This window comes from Roseateles hydrophilus, assembly GCF_026712245.1.
Taxonomy (GTDB): Bacteria; Pseudomonadota; Gammaproteobacteria; order Burkholderiales; family Burkholderiaceae_C; genus Pelomonas; species Pelomonas hydrophilus.
In genome coordinates, this window is record NZ_JAPPUY010000006.1 from 151137 (window position 1) to 168654 (window position 17518).

Here is a 17518-nt window from a genome sequence, read left to right on the forward strand (position 1 = left end):
TTTGGCGCGTGTCCGGATTGGCCCCGCGCCTGAGGTGAAATTCGGGCCGGGCCAAGGGCCCGCATATCAGGGCCTCGCAGCAGGCGAGGCCGAGCTATTTTCCGGGGAATGCATGTCTTTGAAGTTGGGTTTGGTGGGCATCGGCAAGATCGCCCGTGATCAACACATTCCGGCCATCGCGGCCGATCCGCGTTTCGAGCTGGTCGCCACGGCCAGCCGCAACGCCAGCGTGGATGGCGTGGCCGCCTTCACCAGCGTGGAGGCCATGCTGGCCGCCGTGCCCGAGCTGGACGCCATCTCCATCTGCACGCCGCCGCAGGCCCACTTCACGGCCGCGCTGGCCGCGCTGCGCGCCGGCAAGCATGTGATGCTGGAGAAGCCGCCTGCGGCCACCACGCGCGAGATCACGCTGTTGCAGGCCGAGGCCGCGCGCCACGGGCGCACGCTGTTCCAGACCTGGCACTCGCGCTTTGCCGCCGGCGTGGACGCCGCGCGCGACTGGGTCAAGGGCCGCACGCTGACCGGCGGGCGCATCATCTGGAAGGAAGACGTGCACCACTGGCACCCGGGTCAGCAGTGGATCTTCGACGCGGGCGGCCTGGGCGTGTTCGACCCGGGCATCAACGCACTGTCAGTGCTGACCGAGGTGTTGGCTGAAGAGGTGGTGGTGAACAAGGCGGTGCTGGAGTTCCCGTCCAACCAGCAGGCGCCCATCGCGGCGCAGCTGGACCTGCGCACCGAGTCCGGCGTGGCCATCGACACCGTGTTCGACTTCCGCCAGAAGGGCGAGCAGACCTGGGACATCGAGCTGCACTCGGCGACCGGCCAGCTGCGCCTGTCGCACGGCGGCGGCATGCTGGCCATCGACGGCCAGCCGGTGGCCGCCGACGCGGCCCTGGCCGGCGAGTACCCGCGCCTGTACGCACGCTTTGCCGACATGGTGGCGGCCGGCCGCTCGGAGGTGGACTGGCGGCCCTTCCAACTGGTGGCCGATGCCTTCCTGATCGGCGAGCGCCGCACGGTGGCGGCGCATCAGGTCTAGCCGAAACGGAAGCTCGACGCCGTGATGCCGCCGAGGTAGTTGGCCTCGTGATAGCTGCAGCTCGCGGCGTCGCCCTCGGCCGCGCCAGCGGCCACCATCAGCGGCAGCAGGTGTTCCTCACGGGCGTGGGCCTGCCGCGCGGCAGGCGCCTGCGCCCAGGCTGACAGCCGCTCTGCCCGGCCTTCGGGCGCGGGCAGGGCGCCTTGCAGCCACGCGTCGAACGCGACCGACGGCGCCTGCCCGCGGCCGTTGAACATCAGGCCCAGGTTGTGGAAGCTGAAGCCGCTGCCGAGGATGAGCACGCCCTCGTCGCGCAGTGGCGCCAACGCCCGGCCCAGGGCCAGGTGCTCGGCCGGGTCCAGCCCCTGGCGCAGCGACAGCTGCACGACGGGGATGTTGGCGTCCGGATACATGGGCACCAGCGTGCAGAACGCGCCGTGGTCGAAGCCGCGCTGGCTGTCGCGGGCGGCCGGCAGGCCGGCGGCCTCGATCAGCGCCACCACGCGCTCGGCCAGCGCCGGGTCGCCCGGGGCGGGGTAGACCACCTCGTAGGTGTGCGGCGGAAAGCCGCCGTAGTCGTACAGCATGCCCGGGCGCGGCGACGTCTGCACCGTGAAGGCCGGAGCCTCCCAGTGCGCCGAGATCATCAGGATGGCCCGGGGCGCCTCGGGCAGCGACGCCGGCACGGCCTGCAGCGAGGCTTCCAGCCGGGCATGGGCCTGGCGGAAGTCGCCGTCCATCCAGGGCCAGGGGCCGCCGCCGTGGGAGAGGAAGAATGTCGGTTGCTTCATGCCGGCGAGGCTAACGCCACGGCGCCGCGCCTCGGTTCGAAACCGTCGATGGCAGGGCTCAAAGCCGTTGAAGTGTCACCGCGCGTACCTTGGCTGAGTGGCCTCAAGTCGGGGTGTTGGAACCCGCACAGACCGTCGACTTCCTTTACAGGTGCCGGGTGCGCAGGCGGAGGTGTCGTTGCAAGTGGTTGATCTTGAATGATTGGAATCGTTGGCATTGAGTTTGCTATAGACGGATATTCATTTCCGAACGCTGAGGTCTTCCCGTGTCAGTTCAATCTCGGATTCCGTCCTTCCTGCGCAAGACGCTGGCCGCCGTGGCGCTGGCGGGTGTGGCACAGGCGCCTGCCCACGCGGGCCTGGTGCTGACGGTCAAGAGCCTGACCACGGATGAACTCTGGCTGCAGATCAGCGGTACCTTTGACGCCGACACCATCGGAGAGAGCAAGGGCTACCTTGCCGTGAAGAACAAGTGGTCCAGCAACGTCGGCGTGCACACGGAGATGTTCGCCTTCGCTCCGGCGGTCACGCTGAACACCATCACGATCGGCGGCTCCGCCGTCACGACCGCTGTTCAAGACGCCCTGGCGACCTGGACGGACAACATCTTCTTCATCAACCCTCAAGGCAGTGAACGCTCGATCCTGGCTGGCACGGCCGTCGGTGGCGAAATTCGCTTGTCTGGCGCGGGTGCCTTCAACCCGGCCAACCTGAGCCTCGAGCTGGTTTCGGGCTTGAATCGCCCCATCGGCCGAGACGACTGGGCCCGCCTGGAAGCCGTGGCTGAGGCGAGTTCCGGCCAGTTGCCCGAACCCGGCGCTCTGGCCCTGGTGTCCATGGCATTGCTGAGCGGTTTTGTGTCGGCGCGACGCCGCCAGCGCTGAACCGCAGCGCGTCCGCGCGCTCGTGTTGCAACGCCGCCTGCGGGCTTGCCGCGGCGGCGTTCTCATTTGTGGCGCATGCCTTGTCGTGCGGCTTGCTGGCAGCTTCGGGTGGGGCCTGCGGGCCCCGCCGATAATCCGCGCCCCATGTCCCATCCGCCTCCACTACCCGATTCCGACGACGCCCAGCGCCCCGACCGCGTGGAAGACTACTTCCGCGACGGCGCGGCGCCGAACGAAGCGCTGCTGTGGTGGCAGCTCGAACGCCAGGACGCCCTACAGGCCGCGTTGCGCGCGCTCTTCCAGGGCCCGGCGGGCCTGACGCGCCTGCGGCTGTGGGTGTTCCTGGAGCTGATGGCGCTGCGCGAATCGCGCCTGACGCGTGAGGCGCTGAACCAGGCCTTCCACGTGCTGCGCGACGAGGTGCTGGACAGCGTGCTCAAGCGCCTGCGCGAGGCTGAGCTGCTGGCCTGGGACGCGACCGCGCAGACCTATGCCGTCACGCCGCTGGCCCAGCAGGTGGTGGGCCTGTTGCAGCCGCTGACGCAGGAGCAGTCGCCCGACGGCGACCTGGCTTCGCTGCTGGCCGGTGTGGCCGGCGCGCACCAGCTGGGCACGCTGCAACCCGCACAGCTGCAGCACCTGCTGGCGCAGCTTTCGCGTCTCTACGACGAATTTGCCGACGCGATCGCCAGCGGCAGCGAGTTCGCACTGCGCCGTGCGCGCACCCGCTTCGAGAAGGCGCTGACGCTGGTGGATCGTGCCGGTGAGGCGCTGGGCGCCATCATTGCGCAGGCCGAATCGGCCGGCGAGGCGCGGCTGGAACGCCTGGCCCGCGAGCTGGGCCTGGCGCAGGCGCGGCTCTTGGCGATGGCCAGCCAGTTCAACCGGGCGCTGCAGCAGGCCGACCGCCAGCGGGTGACGCTGGGCTCTACCGGCATCACCACCACCGACGTGCGCCGCTGGCTGCAGAGCCAGGGCGACCTGGCCGCGCTGCTGAACGGCGCGTGGGAGCGGCCCGTGCACCCAGTGCTGGTGGCGCAGCGCGACCTTGTGGACACGGCCGAGGCCGAGTTCGAGCGCGACCGGCCCAAGCCGGCGGATGCTGCGGTGCTGCCCCAGGGCCAGACCGCGCCGCCGGGCGAGCTGGCCGTGCTGCAGCTGCCGCCTGAGATGGGCCAGATGCAGGCGCTGCTGAACGCCTGGACGGCGGCCGGCACCACCGAGCCGCAAGACCTGGCACCGGCCGTGCTGGGCGGCAGCTACGCCCGCGCTGCCTACCGCGCCCAGTTGCTGCCGCTGCTGGGCGATGCGCAGGCCCGCCACCTGAAGGGCGCCACCGGCGACATGGCGCGCCAGCCGTGGAGCGTGCGCTGGTCGGCCGAGCAAGGCGAAGTCGACGATGAATTCGTCAAATGGATGAGCCGCGGCGTCCTGAACCCCGAACCCAATTCCCCATGAGCCCACTCGACGACTCCCAGCAACTCGCCGCGCAACTGCTGGCCCGCCGCTGGCTGCCGCGCAGCCATCCGCTCGTGAAGCGCGCGCTGATCGACACCGAGCTGTGGAACCAGCTGGGCGCGCGCCTGGCCGGCGTGGGCCTGCAGTTGGTGGACAACGTACACGCCGACCACATTGCGGTCGCGCTGATGCGCCCGGCAGAGAGCGCGGTGTTCGGCGAATCGGGCCTGGCCGCCAACAACAACCTCGACATCCCGCGCGACGGCGTGGCGTTGCTGGTGATCCTGTGGAGCCTGATCGTGCTGCCCAAGCGCCAGCGCCAAGTGGCGCGCAGCGACGCCATCCACGCCGGCCAGGGCGAGATGTTCGCCACCGACAAGCCCATGCCGCAGGCCGCCAGCGTGGCGCCGCTGATCAGCTACCGCAGCCTGCTGGCTGACTTCGGCGATCAGCTCGGCAAGAAGCTGCGCATGGACACCAACCTGAAGCTGCTGGAGCGCCACGGCTTCATCACGCGCCGCGGCGAGGACATTGCCGAAGGCCCGCTGCTGGACCTGCTGATCGACTACGACCTGCTGGCGCCGCGCATCCTCGACGGCGCCCTGGGCGACGTGCTGGCCCGCGCCGGCCATCCCGTGTCGCGCCCCGACGAAGCCGAACAACAAGACATTGACGACTGATGTTCCACCTGCAATCGCTTGAACTGCTGCACTGGGACTACTGCCAGCGCGTCACGCTGCCGCTGGACGGCGCCATCATCACCATCGCCGGCCCCAACGGCTCGGGCAAGACCACGCTGCTGGACGCGATGCGCACGCTGCTCGGCCTGGAGTGCTCGGGCGGCCGCACCTACAAGACCTACGCCCGCCACGCCAACGCCGAGACGGCCTGGCTGCGCGCGCTGGTGGACAACCGCCCGCGCACCCGCCAGAACAGCAGCCGGCCGTTCGCGTCGTCGCTGCTGTACGCCGACCAGGTGACGCTGGCCTGCCGCATCGAGCGTCACGGCGGCGACTGGGTGCGCCGCTACGTCATCCTCGATGGCGTGCACGAGATCGAGCAGCTGGCCGAGAAGGGCGACCGCGACTGGCTGGGTATCGAGGCCTGGAAGAAGCGGCTGGAGGCCGCCGGCCTGACGCGCGCCATCGGCCGCGTGCTGGCGCTGGAGCAGGGCCAGACCGACCGGCTGTGCGAGCTGAGCCCGAAGGAGTTGCTGCGCCTGGTGTTCGAGGTGTTCGGCGACCAGGAGGTGCTGGACCGCTACGAGCAGGCCCGCAGCCACCAGCAGCACCTGGGCAAAGAGGTGGAGCAGGCCGCCGCCGAGCTGGCGCACACGCAAGCGCAGCTGTCCGACCTGGCCAACCGCGTGAACAGCCACCGCCAGTACCAGCTAAAGATCGCCGAGCGCGAGCGCCTGGCCACCGAGGTGCTGCCGGTGCTGCGCTGGAGCGAGGCCCGCGAGCGCATCGCGCGGGATGCGCGCGAGCTGCACCGCCAGCGCCTGTTCGCGTCGGGCGACATCAAGGCGCTCAGCGAGAAGCGCGCGGCGCTGCACAGCCTGTTCACCGCGCAGGAGGCGGCCAAGGCCCGGCTGAAGGCGCTGGACGGCGAACGCCGCGAGGCCCGTGCCGCGTTCGATGCCGCCCGCGAGGCCGAGCGGCCTGCTGAGGCGCTGGTCAAGCGCGAAGACGAGCTGAAGGCGCTGGCCGACGTGGAGGCCGACGCCGCCGCGCTGACCGTCAAGCTGCAGGAGCTGGCCACCGAGCGCGACCGCCTGCGCGCCGACTACACCCGCGCCAGCGACAAGGCCGCCAAGGCGCAGGCCGCGCTGGGCGAGCTCAGCGGCAAGCGCCTGCCGCCGCCGCCGCCCGAGGTCGCGCCGATGAAGCGCGCGCTGGACGACGCCGGCATCGCGCACTACCTCGTCGCCGACAGCATCGACATTGCCGACGAGACCTGGCGCGCCGCCGCCGAAGGCCTGCTGCGGCCGTCGCGCTGGGTGGTGGTGCTGAAGCACCGCAGCGACGAGGGCCGCGCCTTCGACATCGCGGCCAAGCAGCGCTACCGCCACTACGTCGTGTCCGACACCGCGCCCGTCACGCAGGCACCGGCCGGCACGCTGCTGGCGGCGCTGAACGTCAGCGCGCCGCTGCCGGCATGGCTGGCGCGGCAGCTGGGCGGCATCCGCTGCGTCACGTCCACGGAGGAGGGCGCCAAGGTCGGCGGCGAATGGATCACCACCGACGCCTACTACCGCGATGGCCGCGGCGGCCGCAGCGTGTTCGTCGAGCCGCGCGACCACCAGTTCGGCGCGTCGGCGGTCGACTCGCGCCGCGGCGCGCTGGAGGCTGAACTGGCCCGCTGGGACGGCGAGCTGAGCCGCATCGCCAAGGCCCAGGCCGAGGTGGAGCGCCAGTTCAAGGACGTGCAGCGCGCCGCCGTGGGCCACAAGGCCGCGCAGGAGCTCTCCGAGCGGGCCGATGAGTTCGCCGAAGCGCGCACGCGCCTGCCGGTGCTGCGCCAGGCCCGCGCCGAGGCCTCCACCCGCATGAGCGCGCTGGACAGCGAGCACGAACGCGTGGTGCGCGAGTCCACCCGCAGCGAACAGGCTTATGAGGGCGCGCAGATCGCGCTGAAGGACGGCGAGGGCTCTGCCGCCGGCCGGCTGCGCGAGCATGAGGCGCGTCGCGAGGCGCTGCGCAAGGCCTCGCAGGAGTCGCGCAAGCAGAAGGCCCAGTTCCCGCCCGCGTGGGTCACGCCCGCGGCGCTGGCCGCCGTGCGCGACGAGTTCGAGAACGCCCGCCAGGCCGAGATCCGCGCCCACCATGTGGACCAGGAGCTGCAGACCGGCCATTGGGAGGTGGATGCCAGCGTCGTCGAGCGCCACGCCCGCATGGCCGCGCAGGTGCACGAGCAGGACACCCAGCTCAGCGACCGCCGCGCCAGCAACGAGCTGGCCCGCATCGCCGCCTTCAACGCCCGCGAGCGCTACATCGACGTGATGCGCGCCACCATCCGCCGCTACAAGAAGAACGTCGCCGAACTGGGCGAGCTGGCCGGCGTGACCGCCGAGGCCGTGCCGCCGCACCTGGACAATGACGACACCGTGCTGGCCCAGGCCGGCCTGCACGTGAAGTTCAACTTCGACGGCAAGGGCGAGGTGGGCCTGAACGACGGCGAGGCCTCGGGCGGCCAGCAGGTGCTGAAGAGCCTGATCCTGCTGGTCGGCCTGATGAAGGACGACGAGACGCCCGGCGGCTTCGTGTTCATCGACGAGCCCTTCGCCCACCTGGACGTGCGCAACATCCAGCTGGTCGGCCACTTCCTGCGCAGCACGCGTGCGCAGTACCTGCTGACCACGCCGATCACGCACAACGTCGAGGTGTTCGAGCCCAGCGAGATCACGCTGGTGACCAGCAAGAAGCCGCGCGGCGAGCGCTGGGCGCCGCCGATTGCCGTGCTGGCGCGCCGGCCCGAAGTCTCGGTCTATGACTGAGTGGGACTGGCCCGCGCCGTTCACGCTGGCGCTGTCGCCCGCCGCCGAACACATCGACGGCCTGGGCCACACCAACAACGCCGTCTACGTGCAGTGGTGCGAGCAGGCGGGCTGGGCGCACTCCGAGGCGCTGGGCCTCACGCTGGACGACTACCGGCGCCTGGACCGCGCGATGGCCATCCGCGAGGGGCATTACGACTACCTGCTGCCCTCGTTCGAAGGCGAAGCGTTGGTGCTCGGCACCTGGCTGACCGCCAGCGACGGCCGCCTGACGATGGAGCGGCGCTTCCAGCTGCGGCGCGCGAGCGATGGCGCGACGCTGGTGCGCGGGCGCTGGCAGCTGGTGTGCATCGCGATCAGCAGCGGCCAGCCGAAGCGCATGCCGGCGGAGTTCCTGCAGATCTACGACGCGGCCGTCGTCAGTCGCCCAGGCCTGCCCGGCTGAACCAGTCGGCCAGGAACTCCACGCAGACGCGCACCCGCGCCGACGCCGACAGCCGCGACGGGCACACGGCCCACACGTCGGCGGGCTGGTGGTAGGCCGGCAGCACGGGCAGCAACCGACCGGCGGCCAGGTCGTCCTGCACGTCCCAGGTGGAGCGCAGGATGATGCCGTGGCCGTCCAGCGCCCATTGCCGCACGACGCCGCCCTGGTTGGCCGACAGCGGGCCGGACACGCGCACCGACGCCGCGCCGTCGGGGCCGACGAGGTCCCAGCGGGCGAAGTCCTGGTCGCGCTCGCGGATGGGGATGCAGCGGTGCGTGGCCAGCTCGGCCAGCGTCTGCGGGTGGCCGTGGCGCGCCAGGTAGGCCGGCGAGGCGCACAGCACGCGGCGGTTGCGGGCCACGCGCCGCGCGGTGACATGGCCCTCGTGCACCTGGCCCAGGCGCAGGTCGAGCTGGAAGCCTTCCTCGATCAGGTCCACCGGCCGGTCCAGCAGCGCCAGCTCGATCTGCAGCTGCGGGTGCTGCGTGGCCAGCGCCGACAGCGCCGGGGCCAGGTGGCGGCTGCCAAAGCCCGTGCTGCTGCACAGCCGCAGCAGGCCGGCCGGCGCCGCGCGCTCCTGCGACAGCGCCTCGCCCAGCAGGTCCACGTCCTCGCTGATGCGGCGCGCCCAGGGCAGCACCAGCTCGCCCTGCGGCGTCAGCGTGATGCTGCGCGTCGTGCGGTGGAACAGCCGCACCTGCAGCGCCGCCTCCAGCAGCGCGATGCGCTTGCTGACCAGCGCCTTGGACACGCCCAGCGTGCGCGCCGCCGTCGCAAAGCTGCCATGCCGCGCCACGCCGCAAAACAGGCGCAGGTCGTCGAGCTGGGGGAGGGCTTGGGTGTTCACGCTTCGTGGTCGCTGAATCAACGGAGCCGGTGATTGTGGCTGTGCGCGTTGTCGATAAGCTGGCGGCCATCTTCAACGCCGGAGGCACTCCATGACCCATCGCATCGCCGTCATCGCCGGAGACGGCATCGGCCAGGAAGTGATGCCCGAAGGCCTGCGCGTGCTGGACGCCGCCGCGCGCCGCTTCGGGCTGGACCTGCAGTTCACGCATTTCGACTGGGCCCACTGCGACTACTACCTGCAGCATGGCCAGATGATGCCGGCCGACTGGTTCGAGCAGCTGTGCGGCTTCGACGCCATCTACTTCGGCGCCGTGGGCTGGCCCGACAAGGTGCCCGACCACATCTCGCTGTGGGGCTCGCTGCTGCAGTTCCGCCGCCGCTTCGACCAGTACGCCAACGTGCGCCCCGTGCGTTTGATGCCCGGCGTGCCGTGCCCGCTGGCCGGCAAGCAGGTCGGCGACATCGACTTCCTCGTCATCCGCGAGAACACCGAGGGCGAGTACTCGTCGGTGGGCGGCCGCATGTTCGAGGGCACCGAGCGCGAGACTGTGCTGCAGGAGGCCGTGTTCACGCGCCACGGCACCGACCGCATCCTGAAGTACGCGTTCGAGCTGGCGCAGTCACGGCCCAAGAAGCACCTGACCTCGGCCACCAAGTCCAACGGCATCGCGATCTCAATGCCCTACTGGGACGAGCGCGTCGAGGCCATGGCCAAGGACTACCCGGCCGTGCGCTGGGACAAGTCCCACATCGACATCCTGACCGCCCGCTTCGTGCTGACGCCCGAGCGCTTCGACGTGGTGGTGGCGTCCAACCTGTTCGGCGACATCCTGTCCGACCTGGGCCCGGCCTGCACCGGCACCATCGGCATCGCGCCGTCGGCCAACCTGAACCCGGAGCGGCGTTTCCCGTCGCTGTTCGAGCCGGTGCACGGCTCGGCGCCGGACATCGCCGGCCGCGGCATTGCCAACCCGGTGGCGATGATCTGGTCCGGCGCGCTGATGCTGGACTTCCTGGGGCAGGGCGACGCCCGCTTCGAGGCCGCCCGCGCCGCCGTCATGGCCGCCATCGAGGCCGTGCTGCAGCACGGCCCGCGCACGCCCGACATGGGTGGCAGCGCCAGCACCCGCGCGCTGGGCGAGGCCGTGGCGGCACACATCGCTGGCTGAGCTTGCGGCTGCTGATATACGGTTTGTATACGAATCGTATATAGTGCCGGCATGGGAATCGTCAAAATCTCCGATCCGTTGCACGAGAGCCTGCGCGTGGCCAGCCAGGCCCTGTCGCGCTCCATCAATGCCCAGGCCGAGCACTGGATGCGCATCGGCCTGCTGGCCGAACTGCACCCGCAGCTCAACCACAGCGAGCTGTGCCAGCTGCTGATTCGCGCCGAGCAGGAAGGCGGGCTGGATCTGGCCCGCGTCGCCGGCTGGATGCAGCCCGCTGCCGCCAAAGCCCAGGCCAAGGGAGCGCGCGCATGAAGAGCCTCAAGCTGCGCACGCCCGAGGAAATCGCCAAGGCCCGCGCGGCCGGTCACCTCATCGCCGAGGTGCTGGCCATGCTCAAGCCCCATGTGGTGCCCGGCGTCACGACCGAGGAGCTGGACGCGATCTGCCACGACTACATCGTGAACACGCTCAAGTGCATCCCGTCCAACGTGGGCTACCACGGCTTCCCCAAGACGGCCTGCATCTCGCCCAACCACGTGGTCTGCCACGGCATCCCGAGCAAGGACAAGACGCTCAAGAAGGGCGACATCGTCAACGTCGACGTCACGCTGACCAAGGACGGCTGGTTCGGCGACAGCAGCCGCATGTTCATCGTCGGCGAGGCCAGCGTGCTGGCGCGCCGGCTGGTGATGACCACCTACGAGGCGCTGCGCGCCGGCATCCGCCAGGTGCGCCCCGGCGCCACGCTGGGCGATGTGGGCCATGCCATCCAGAAGGTGGCCCATTCGGCCGGCTTCAGCGTCGTGCGCGAGTACGGCGGCCACGGCATTGGCGACGTCTATCACGACGAGCCGCACGTCAACCACTTCGGCCGCCCGGGCGAAGGCCTGAAGCTGCAGGAGGGCATGATCTTCACGATCGAGCCCATGATCAACGCGGGCGGCGCCGCCATCCGCGAGCTCAATGACGGCTGGACCGTGGTGACGCGCGACAAGTCGCTGTCGGCGCAGTGGGAGCACATGGTGGCCGTCACCAAGGACGGCTTCGAGATCCTCACGCCATGGCCGGACGGCCTGGGCGACTACCCGGCGATCGACTGATCGCCGCGGCGCCTGGAGGGGGGCGGCCCGGGCCCGGGGTCAGGCCAGGGCCGTCATGCGCTCCACGAGCACGCAGCGCACCCACTTGCGCGCGGTGATCTGCGCCGTTTGCGTGCGCAGGAACTCCTCGGCCTGCGAGTGCGCCGTCTCGAACTCGAAACCGCACAGCTGCACGATCTTGCTGAGCTGCCGCGTCCAGACGCGGCGCACCGAGGCGCTGAACAGCGGCACGCCCTCGTCCTCACCCAGCAGCAGGCGCAGCTCGTAATGCTGCGCGTCCAGCGCGGGCTCGGCGGCGGTCAGGATCTGCAGGCCGTCCTCGCTGAGGTTGACGACCACGCCGCCGCGGGCATCGGCCAGGCTTTGCGGCTTGATCACCCAGACGGGCAATTGCTCGTGCGCCTCGGGCACGAGGAAGAACTCGACACGGGGAGAGCGGCGTTGGTCAATCGACATGGTGTGATCCGGTAGTTCCATCGGGCCGGATCACAGCATTGCCGAATGACAAGGACTTGTCAGCCCCTTTCGTCGCTGAATCCAGCGACGGTCAAACCGCCAGCAGGTCCACTTCGAACAGCAGCGTCGCGTTCGGCGGGATCACGCCGCCGGCACCGTAGGCGCCATAGCCCAGCTCGGGCGGCAGCACCAGCATGCGCGTGCCGCCCACCTTCATGCCCTGCACGCCCTCGTCCCAGCCGGCGATGACCTCGCCGCCACCCAGGCGGAACTTGAAGGCCTGGCCGCGGTCCTTGCTGGAGTCGAACTTCTTGCCGCGCAGGCCGTCCTTGTAGAGCCAGCCGGTGTAGTGAACCGACACGCGCTGGCCCTTGGCCGCCACGGCGCCTTCGCCAACGACGCGGTCCTCAAACTGCAGGCCGCTGGCGGTGGTCTGCAGCGTCAGCTCGATGGCCTCGGGGCCGCCGGCCACGCCCAGCAGCTCCACGTCGAAGCACAGCGTCGCGTTCGGCGGGATCACGCCGCCCGCGCCGCGCGCGCCATAGCCCAGTTCGGCCGGGATGATGAGCGTGCGCTTGCCGCCGATCTTCATGCCCTGCACGCCTTCGTCCCAGCCGCGAATGACCATGCCGGCGCCCAGCTCGAACTCGAAGGGGTCGTTGCGGTCCTTGCTGGAGTCGAACTTGGTGGTCTTGGCGCCGTTCACCCACAGCCAGCCGGTGTAGTGCACGGTGACGTCCTGGCCGGCCGCCGCCGTCTTGCCGTCACCCACGACGGTGTCTTCGAACTGCAGGCCGCTGGGGGTGGTGTTCATGGGGGAATCCTTGCAATGGAAATGGGGAGGGCGGATTGTCGCTGGGTGGCGCGGTCGCGGAGGGGCGTTGGTCGGCGGGGGGGGGCCCCTTGCGGTCGCCCGGCATCGCGTACCCAACGACAGCCGTGGCGTAGCCACCCGCGATGGCGCCAGATGCCTGGGCAGGCGCACGGCAGTTTTCACCGAGTGCGTGCGAACGGGGGGCTGGCATCATTTGCGCACGACTGACGCCGTTCTTCGGGCGAAGAGAACTTGTTACAACGCGCCGCTTTTGTCGGAAATTTAATGACCGTTTCGCCCGTCAATATTTTTGGAAACTGCTGATGAATCAAGTGCTTGCAGCATTCAACCAGGGGTGTGTTGTGGCGCACCGTTCCGGCTTAAGTAGCAGTGGCTGTCTCCCGAAAACACGTTCCCTTGATCATCTGCTGCAGCCAACCTAACAGGATAATCGAAAGACTGTATGTTTATACAGAATCGAATAACTGCTAACTTGCGCTGCGTAGCAGGCGCGCACGCCCAAGCGAGCTTGGTGCGGACGAGCCAGCAACGCAGCGTGAACGTATCAGCCTTGCGTAGGCTGTTTTGTGCACAGAGCGGTGCGCAAAACCCCGTTCGAGCGTGCCCCGCAGAAGCTCCAGAGAACCTGTCGCTAGAACGGACGCCACTGCGTGGCGCCGCTCACCTTTCACGTTAGGCCTCGCAACCAACCCTCTTCATGCTCCGCCGCCTTTGTGTCGCACTGGCCGTGGCCGCCCTCACTGTCACTGCGGCCGCCGAACCAGTCTCGGTCAACCTTCCCGGCTTTCACTGCACGGGGATGAAGGAGAGCGTACGTCTTCCCGGCAAGCTCTCTCAGCTACGCAAGCTCGGAAAGCTGAGCGATGAGCAGACCATCCACGTCGAGGAATGGGACGGATACAAGGCCATTGAAAAGTTGCTCCGGTTCAACGGCCTGCACGTTCAAGTCATCACATTCACCAACGACTCAGAACGCTACAACCTCGCCGCCGTCTACATCGAATCGCCGGGTTGGTCGGTAAGCCCTGTGCGCGTTGGCGCTCAAGCGAATGAACTTCTGTCCCGGCTTGGTGCAGTCAAGCCAGAGCCAAATGGCACGTGGCGCTTTGCCGGCGAATCGGACTCCCTGTATGTCGAAGCTCGCAATGGCAGAGTCTTCCGCGTAGTCTATGAGTGCTACACGGGGTAGCAGGCGAGCGCGAGCGAGGCCTAACCCCTCGCTCGAGGGGACCGCCACCGGCAAGGCGCTTGGCCCGCGAGCCGGTGTAGTTCATCATCCGCCTCGCGGGCCAAGCGCCTTGCCGGCGTCGGCCCCTCAGCTCAAACTACAAGGGCTTCCCCGTCCGTCAAGCCAAACGAATCCCTGATGGCCCGTTTTGCGGGCCATTTCTTCATCTGCATTCCCTTCTAGACCTGCCACCGTGGCGTCAGCGTGCGCTGGCGAGAAGAACAACAAGGTGCGGACTGGCCAAACTACAAACGGTCATCGATGTGGCGTTCGATGCCACGGACCCTGATGAAGGACGCACGCGGGGGACCCATTCGTTAGCCGGCAAGCTTGCGCCGCCCTTGAATTCATCGGTCACGCCCCGCGCAGGTCCAAACCTGTTGTCATCAACGCTTGCCGTCACACGGCGGTGGTTCTGTGTTTCTCTGGCTTCGGTGTGTGGTGAGTCGGGTCGGATTGGGTCAAGCAGGCAGCACGAACTCATCGCCGCGCCGCAGGACCGCCCAGGCCATGCGTGCGTTCTTGGCTGCGATGGCCACCACGGCCCGCCAGTAGCCGCGCCGCTCAGCCAAGGCGAGGGCCCAGCGGCTGACGGGGTCGGCCTTGTTCTTGGCGGCGGCCAGCAGCGCCTTGGCGCCCAGTACAAGCAGGCTGCGCAGGTAGGCGTCGCCGGCCTTGGTGATGCGCCCGAGCCGGGTTTTGCCACCCGAGCTGTACTGGCCCGGCGTCAGGCCCAGCCAGGCGGCGAACTGGCGGCCGCAATCGAAGTCGTGCCCGTTGCCGATCATGGCCAGCAGGCAGGTGGCCGTGGTGGGCCCCACGCCGCCGAGCTGCATCAGCTGCTTGGCCCGCTCGTCGTCCTTGGCCATGGCCTGGATGTGGGTGTCGTACTGCGCAATGCGCTCGTCCAGGTGGGTGACTTCGCTGAGCAGGTCGCCGATGACGGTGTTGGCGTGGCCCGGCAGGTCTTCCAGGCACTCGCAGGCACGGCGGCGCACGGTGGCGGCCTTGAGCGGCAGCACGATGCCGAACTCGCTGAGCAAGCCGCGGATGCGGTTGATCGTGGCGGTGCGCTGCTCGACAAACCCCTGGCGGGCGCGGTGCACCATCAGGCGCGACTGCTGTTCGAGGTTCTTGAGCGGCACGAAGCGCATGTGGGGCCGCTGGATGGCCTCGCAGATCGCTGCAGCGTCGGCGGCGTCGTTCTTGCCGCGCTTGCCCGTCATGCGGTAAGGCGTGACGAACTTCGGTGCGATCAGCCGCACGGTGTGGCCCGAGGCCTGGAACAGCCGCGCCCAGTGGTGGGCGCCGGAGCAGGCCTCCATGCCGATGACACACGGTGGCAGGCTGGCGATGAGCTCGTGGAGCTTGTCGCGCGGCACTGCCGGGCGGATCAGTTCGGCCTTGCCGGCGTCGTTGACGCCATGAACCGCAAAAACGTTCTTGGCGAGGTCGATACCCACGGTCAGAATCGTCATGGACTTCCCCTTCCGGATGAGTTGATGAGAGATCGCACTTCCCATCGTGGCACCTGGTTGCCGTTTGCCGCAACGTGGCTAGTTCGGGACGGGGAAGTCCCTTTCATTCGTTAGGTTTGCCATGGGATCGTCAATACCGGCCCTCATCGCGATTTTGTTGGCGCCATTGGTGCAGCAACTCCCGATGGTGCTCTTGTCCGCGCTAATCTTTGCTGCACTCAGGAAACGGGAAGAAAGTCTGTCCTCCCTGAAGATATGGAGTGCTTCCTTTCAAATCTACGCTTTGGCAGCGGTAATACATCTGTCAGCCTGGCTAATTTGGTATGCCCGGAATTTCTCGACCAAAGATGGATTCCTCGCCCGTCCTTCATTCCTGGTCACAAATCCCATTGTTTATCTATTTCTGGGAAGTAGTGTTTATTTTGCAGTGTTGGGTTCGCAGGGCAAATTCTCCCGACCCGCCCTATTCAAATCATGGATTTATTTCCTTTCCGCAGGCCTATTGTTGCTACTCTTGACGCGGCTCAGTGGGTTGTCATTTTGAGAAAATTCATGCAAGCGTGGAAACTCAGTGCTATTGAGGCACAGAAACCTAACCTGGCATTGCAGCGGACGCCTTCGGCGCACGCTGAATTTCAACTACAAGGGCTTCCCCGTCCGTCAAGCCAAACGAATCCCTGATGGCCCGCCGTGCGGGCCATCTCTTCATCTGCATTCCCTTCTAGACCTGCCACCGTGGCGTCAGCGTGCGCTGACGAGAAGAACAACAAGGTGCGGACTGGCCAAACTACAAACGGTCATCGATGTGGCGTTCGATGCCACGGACCCTGATGAAGGACGCACGCGGGGGACCCATTCGTTAGCCGGCAAGCTTGCGCCGCCCTTGAATTCATCGGTCACGCCCCGCGCAGGTCCAAACCTGTTGTCATCAACGCTTGCCGTCACACGGCGGTGGTTCTGTGTTTCTCTGGCTTCGGTGTGTGGCGAGTCGGGTCGGATTGGGTCAAGCAGGCAGCACGAACTCATCGCCGCGCCGCAGGACCGCCCAGGCCATGCGTGCGTTCTTGGCTGCGATGGCCACCACGGCCCGCCAGTAGCCGCGCCGCTCAGCCAAGGCGAGGGCCCAGCGGCTGACGGGGTCGGCCTTGTTCTTGGCGGCGGCCAGCAGCGCCTTGGCGCCCAGTACAAGCAGGCTGCGCAGGTAGGCGTCGCCGGCCTTGGTGATGCGCCCGAGCCGGGTTTTGCCACCCGAGCTGTACTGGCCCGGCGTCAGGCCCAGCCAGGCGGCGAACTGGCGGCCGCAATCGAAGTCGTGCCCGTTGCCGATCATGGCCAGCAGGCAGGTGGCCGTGGTGGGCCCCACGCCGCCGAGCTGCATCAGCTGCTTGGCCCGCTCGTCGTCCTTGGCCATGGCCTGGATGTGGGTGTCGTACTGCGCAATGCGCTCGTCCAGGTGGGTGACCTCGCTGAGCAGGTCGCCGATGACGGTGTTGGCGTGGCCCGGCAGGTCTTCCAGGCACTCGCAGGCGCGGCGGCGCACGGTGGCGGCCTTGAGCGGCAGCACGATGCCGAACTCGCTGAGCAAGCCGCGGATGCGGTTGATCGTGGCGGTGCGCTGCTCGACAAACCCCTGGCGGGCGCGGTGCACCATCAGGCGCGACTGCTGTTCGAGGGTCTTGAGCGGCACGAAGCGCATGTGGGGCCGCTGGATGGCCTCGCAGATCGCTGCGGCGTCGGCGGCGTCGTTCTTGCCGCGCTTGCCCGTCATGCGGTAAGGCGTGACGAACTTCGGTGCGATCAGCCGCACGGTGTGGCCCGAGGCCTGGAACAGCCGCGCCCAGTGGTGGGCGCCGGAGCAGGCCTCCATGCCGATGACACACGGCGGCAGGCTGGCGATGAGCTCGTGGAGCTTGTCGCGCGGCACCGCCGGGCGGATCAGTTCGGCCTTGCCGGCCTCGTTGATGCCATGAACCGCAAAAACGTTCTTGGCGAGGTCGATACCCACGGTCAGAATCGTCATGGACTTCCCCTTCCGGATGAGTTGATGAGAGATCGCACTTCCCATCGTGGCACCTGGTTGCCGTTTGCCGCAACGCGGCTAGTTCGGGACGGGGAAGTCCCTTTCATTCGTTAGGCCGCATAGCCCTCCGTCTTGCCATCTCGAACCTTCGTCGCCGCGTGAGCTACTGGTCTACTCCAGACGATCCCCATTTCGCCGCAGGTCACTACGTGGAGCCTTGGGAAC

At 68.2% G+C, this 17518-nt stretch carries 16 protein-coding genes and 1 pseudogene; 10 read left to right on the forward strand and 7 right to left on the reverse strand.

Annotated elements, in window-relative coordinates:
• Nucleotides 1-112: 112 nt before the first annotated feature.
• Nucleotides 113-1042 carry a Gfo/Idh/MocA family protein gene (locus NYO99_RS20330; protein WP_268169127.1) on the forward strand — a complete coding sequence of 310 codons (930 nt, stop codon included), beginning with the start codon at nucleotides 113-115 and terminating at the stop codon, nucleotides 1040-1042.
• On the opposite strand, the gene NYO99_RS20335 is transcribed toward NYO99_RS20330, so the two are convergent.
• Nucleotides 1039-1833, reverse strand: coding sequence for a DODA-type extradiol aromatic ring-opening family dioxygenase (locus NYO99_RS20335; RefSeq protein WP_268169128.1), 795 nt, complete (start codon nucleotides 1831-1833; stop codon nucleotides 1039-1041). The two genes, NYO99_RS20330 and NYO99_RS20335, sit on opposite strands and share 4 nt — an antisense overlap.
• Nucleotides 1834-2099: 266 nt before the next feature.
• Between NYO99_RS20335 and NYO99_RS20340 the strand changes: the two genes are divergently transcribed.
• The 5 genes from NYO99_RS20340 to NYO99_RS20360 all read left to right on the forward strand — a co-directional run bounded on the left by NYO99_RS20340 (nucleotide 2100) and on the right by NYO99_RS20360 (nucleotide 8116).
• A complete protein-coding gene (locus NYO99_RS20340) occupies nucleotides 2100-2717 on the forward strand; it encodes a PEP-CTERM sorting domain-containing protein (protein WP_268169129.1) in 618 nt (205 codons plus the stop codon).
• A gap of 144 nt (nucleotides 2718-2861) precedes the next feature.
• Nucleotides 2862-4175 carry a hypothetical protein gene (locus NYO99_RS20345; protein WP_268169130.1) on the forward strand — a complete coding sequence of 438 codons (1314 nt, stop codon included), beginning with the start codon at nucleotides 2862-2864 and terminating at the stop codon, nucleotides 4173-4175.
• A complete protein-coding gene (locus NYO99_RS20350; RefSeq protein WP_268169131.1) occupies nucleotides 4172-4855 on the forward strand; it encodes a hypothetical protein in 684 nt (227 codons plus the stop codon). Before NYO99_RS20345 ends, NYO99_RS20350 begins: the two co-directional genes overlap by 4 nt.
• Nucleotides 4855-7671, forward strand: a complete 2817-nt coding sequence (locus NYO99_RS20355; protein ID WP_268169132.1) for an ATP-binding protein — start codon at nucleotides 4855-4857, stop codon at nucleotides 7669-7671. The genes NYO99_RS20350 and NYO99_RS20355 overlap by 1 nt, the downstream gene beginning before the upstream one ends.
• The gene (locus tag NYO99_RS20360) at nucleotides 7664-8116 is read left to right on the forward strand and encodes an acyl-CoA thioesterase (RefSeq protein ID WP_268169133.1); all 453 of its coding nucleotides are present in this window, start codon (nucleotides 7664-7666) and stop codon (nucleotides 8114-8116) included. Before NYO99_RS20355 ends, NYO99_RS20360 begins: the two co-directional genes overlap by 8 nt.
• On the opposite strand, the gene NYO99_RS20365 is transcribed toward NYO99_RS20360, so the two are convergent.
• A complete protein-coding gene (locus tag NYO99_RS20365) occupies nucleotides 8091-9005 on the reverse strand; it encodes a LysR family transcriptional regulator (protein ID WP_268169134.1) in 915 nt (304 codons plus the stop codon). The two genes, NYO99_RS20360 and NYO99_RS20365, sit on opposite strands and share 26 nt — an antisense overlap.
• Before the next feature lie 91 nt (nucleotides 9006-9096).
• Here NYO99_RS20365 and NYO99_RS20370 point away from each other — a divergent pair, with 91 nt between their 5' ends.
• From NYO99_RS20370 to map, 3 genes are read left to right on the forward strand one after another with little or no spacing between them, the layout of a single operon-like run.
• Nucleotides 9097-10176 (forward strand): tartrate dehydrogenase, encoded by a 1080-nt coding sequence (locus tag NYO99_RS20370; RefSeq protein WP_268169135.1) that lies wholly within the window; start codon nucleotides 9097-9099, stop codon nucleotides 10174-10176.
• Nucleotides 10177-10227: 51 nt separating this feature from the next.
• Nucleotides 10228-10488 carry a ParD-like family protein gene (locus tag NYO99_RS20375; RefSeq protein ID WP_268169136.1) on the forward strand — a complete coding sequence of 87 codons (261 nt, stop codon included), beginning with the start codon at nucleotides 10228-10230 and terminating at the stop codon, nucleotides 10486-10488.
• Nucleotides 10485-11276, forward strand: a complete 792-nt coding sequence (map, locus tag NYO99_RS20380) for a type I methionyl aminopeptidase (protein WP_268169137.1) — start codon at nucleotides 10485-10487, stop codon at nucleotides 11274-11276. Before NYO99_RS20375 ends, map begins: the two co-directional genes overlap by 4 nt.
• A gap of 39 nt (nucleotides 11277-11315) precedes the next feature.
• Here map and NYO99_RS20385 read toward each other — a convergent pair whose 3' ends face one another.
• From NYO99_RS20385 to NYO99_RS20395, 3 genes and pseudogenes are all read right to left on the reverse strand, one after another.
• A complete protein-coding gene (locus NYO99_RS20385; RefSeq protein ID WP_268169138.1) occupies nucleotides 11316-11732 on the reverse strand; it encodes a PilZ domain-containing protein in 417 nt (138 codons plus the stop codon).
• A gap of 91 nt (nucleotides 11733-11823) precedes the next feature.
• A complete protein-coding gene (locus NYO99_RS20390) occupies nucleotides 11824-12177 on the reverse strand; it encodes an FKBP-type peptidyl-prolyl cis-trans isomerase (protein WP_268169217.1) in 354 nt (117 codons plus the stop codon).
• Nucleotides 12178-12201: 24 nt separating this feature from the next.
• Nucleotides 12202-12546, reverse strand: a pseudogene (locus tag NYO99_RS20395) (FKBP-type peptidyl-prolyl cis-trans isomerase); the annotation flags it as partial.
• 718 nt (nucleotides 12547-13264) lie between these two features.
• On the opposite strand from NYO99_RS20395, the gene NYO99_RS20400 reads away from it, so the two are divergent.
• The gene (locus NYO99_RS20400) at nucleotides 13265-13756 is read left to right on the forward strand and encodes a hypothetical protein (protein ID WP_268169139.1); all 492 of its coding nucleotides are present in this window, start codon (nucleotides 13265-13267) and stop codon (nucleotides 13754-13756) included.
• Nucleotides 13757-14256: 500 nt separating this feature from the next.
• Here NYO99_RS20400 and NYO99_RS20405 read toward each other — a convergent pair whose 3' ends face one another.
• Nucleotides 14257-15273 (reverse strand): IS110 family RNA-guided transposase, encoded by a 1017-nt coding sequence (locus tag NYO99_RS20405; RefSeq protein WP_268169140.1) that lies wholly within the window; start codon nucleotides 15271-15273, stop codon nucleotides 14257-14259.
• A gap of 1003 nt (nucleotides 15274-16276) precedes the next feature.
• A complete protein-coding gene (locus tag NYO99_RS20410) occupies nucleotides 16277-17293 on the reverse strand; it encodes an IS110 family RNA-guided transposase (protein ID WP_268169141.1) in 1017 nt (338 codons plus the stop codon).
• Between the last annotated feature and the right edge of the window lie 225 nt (nucleotides 17294-17518).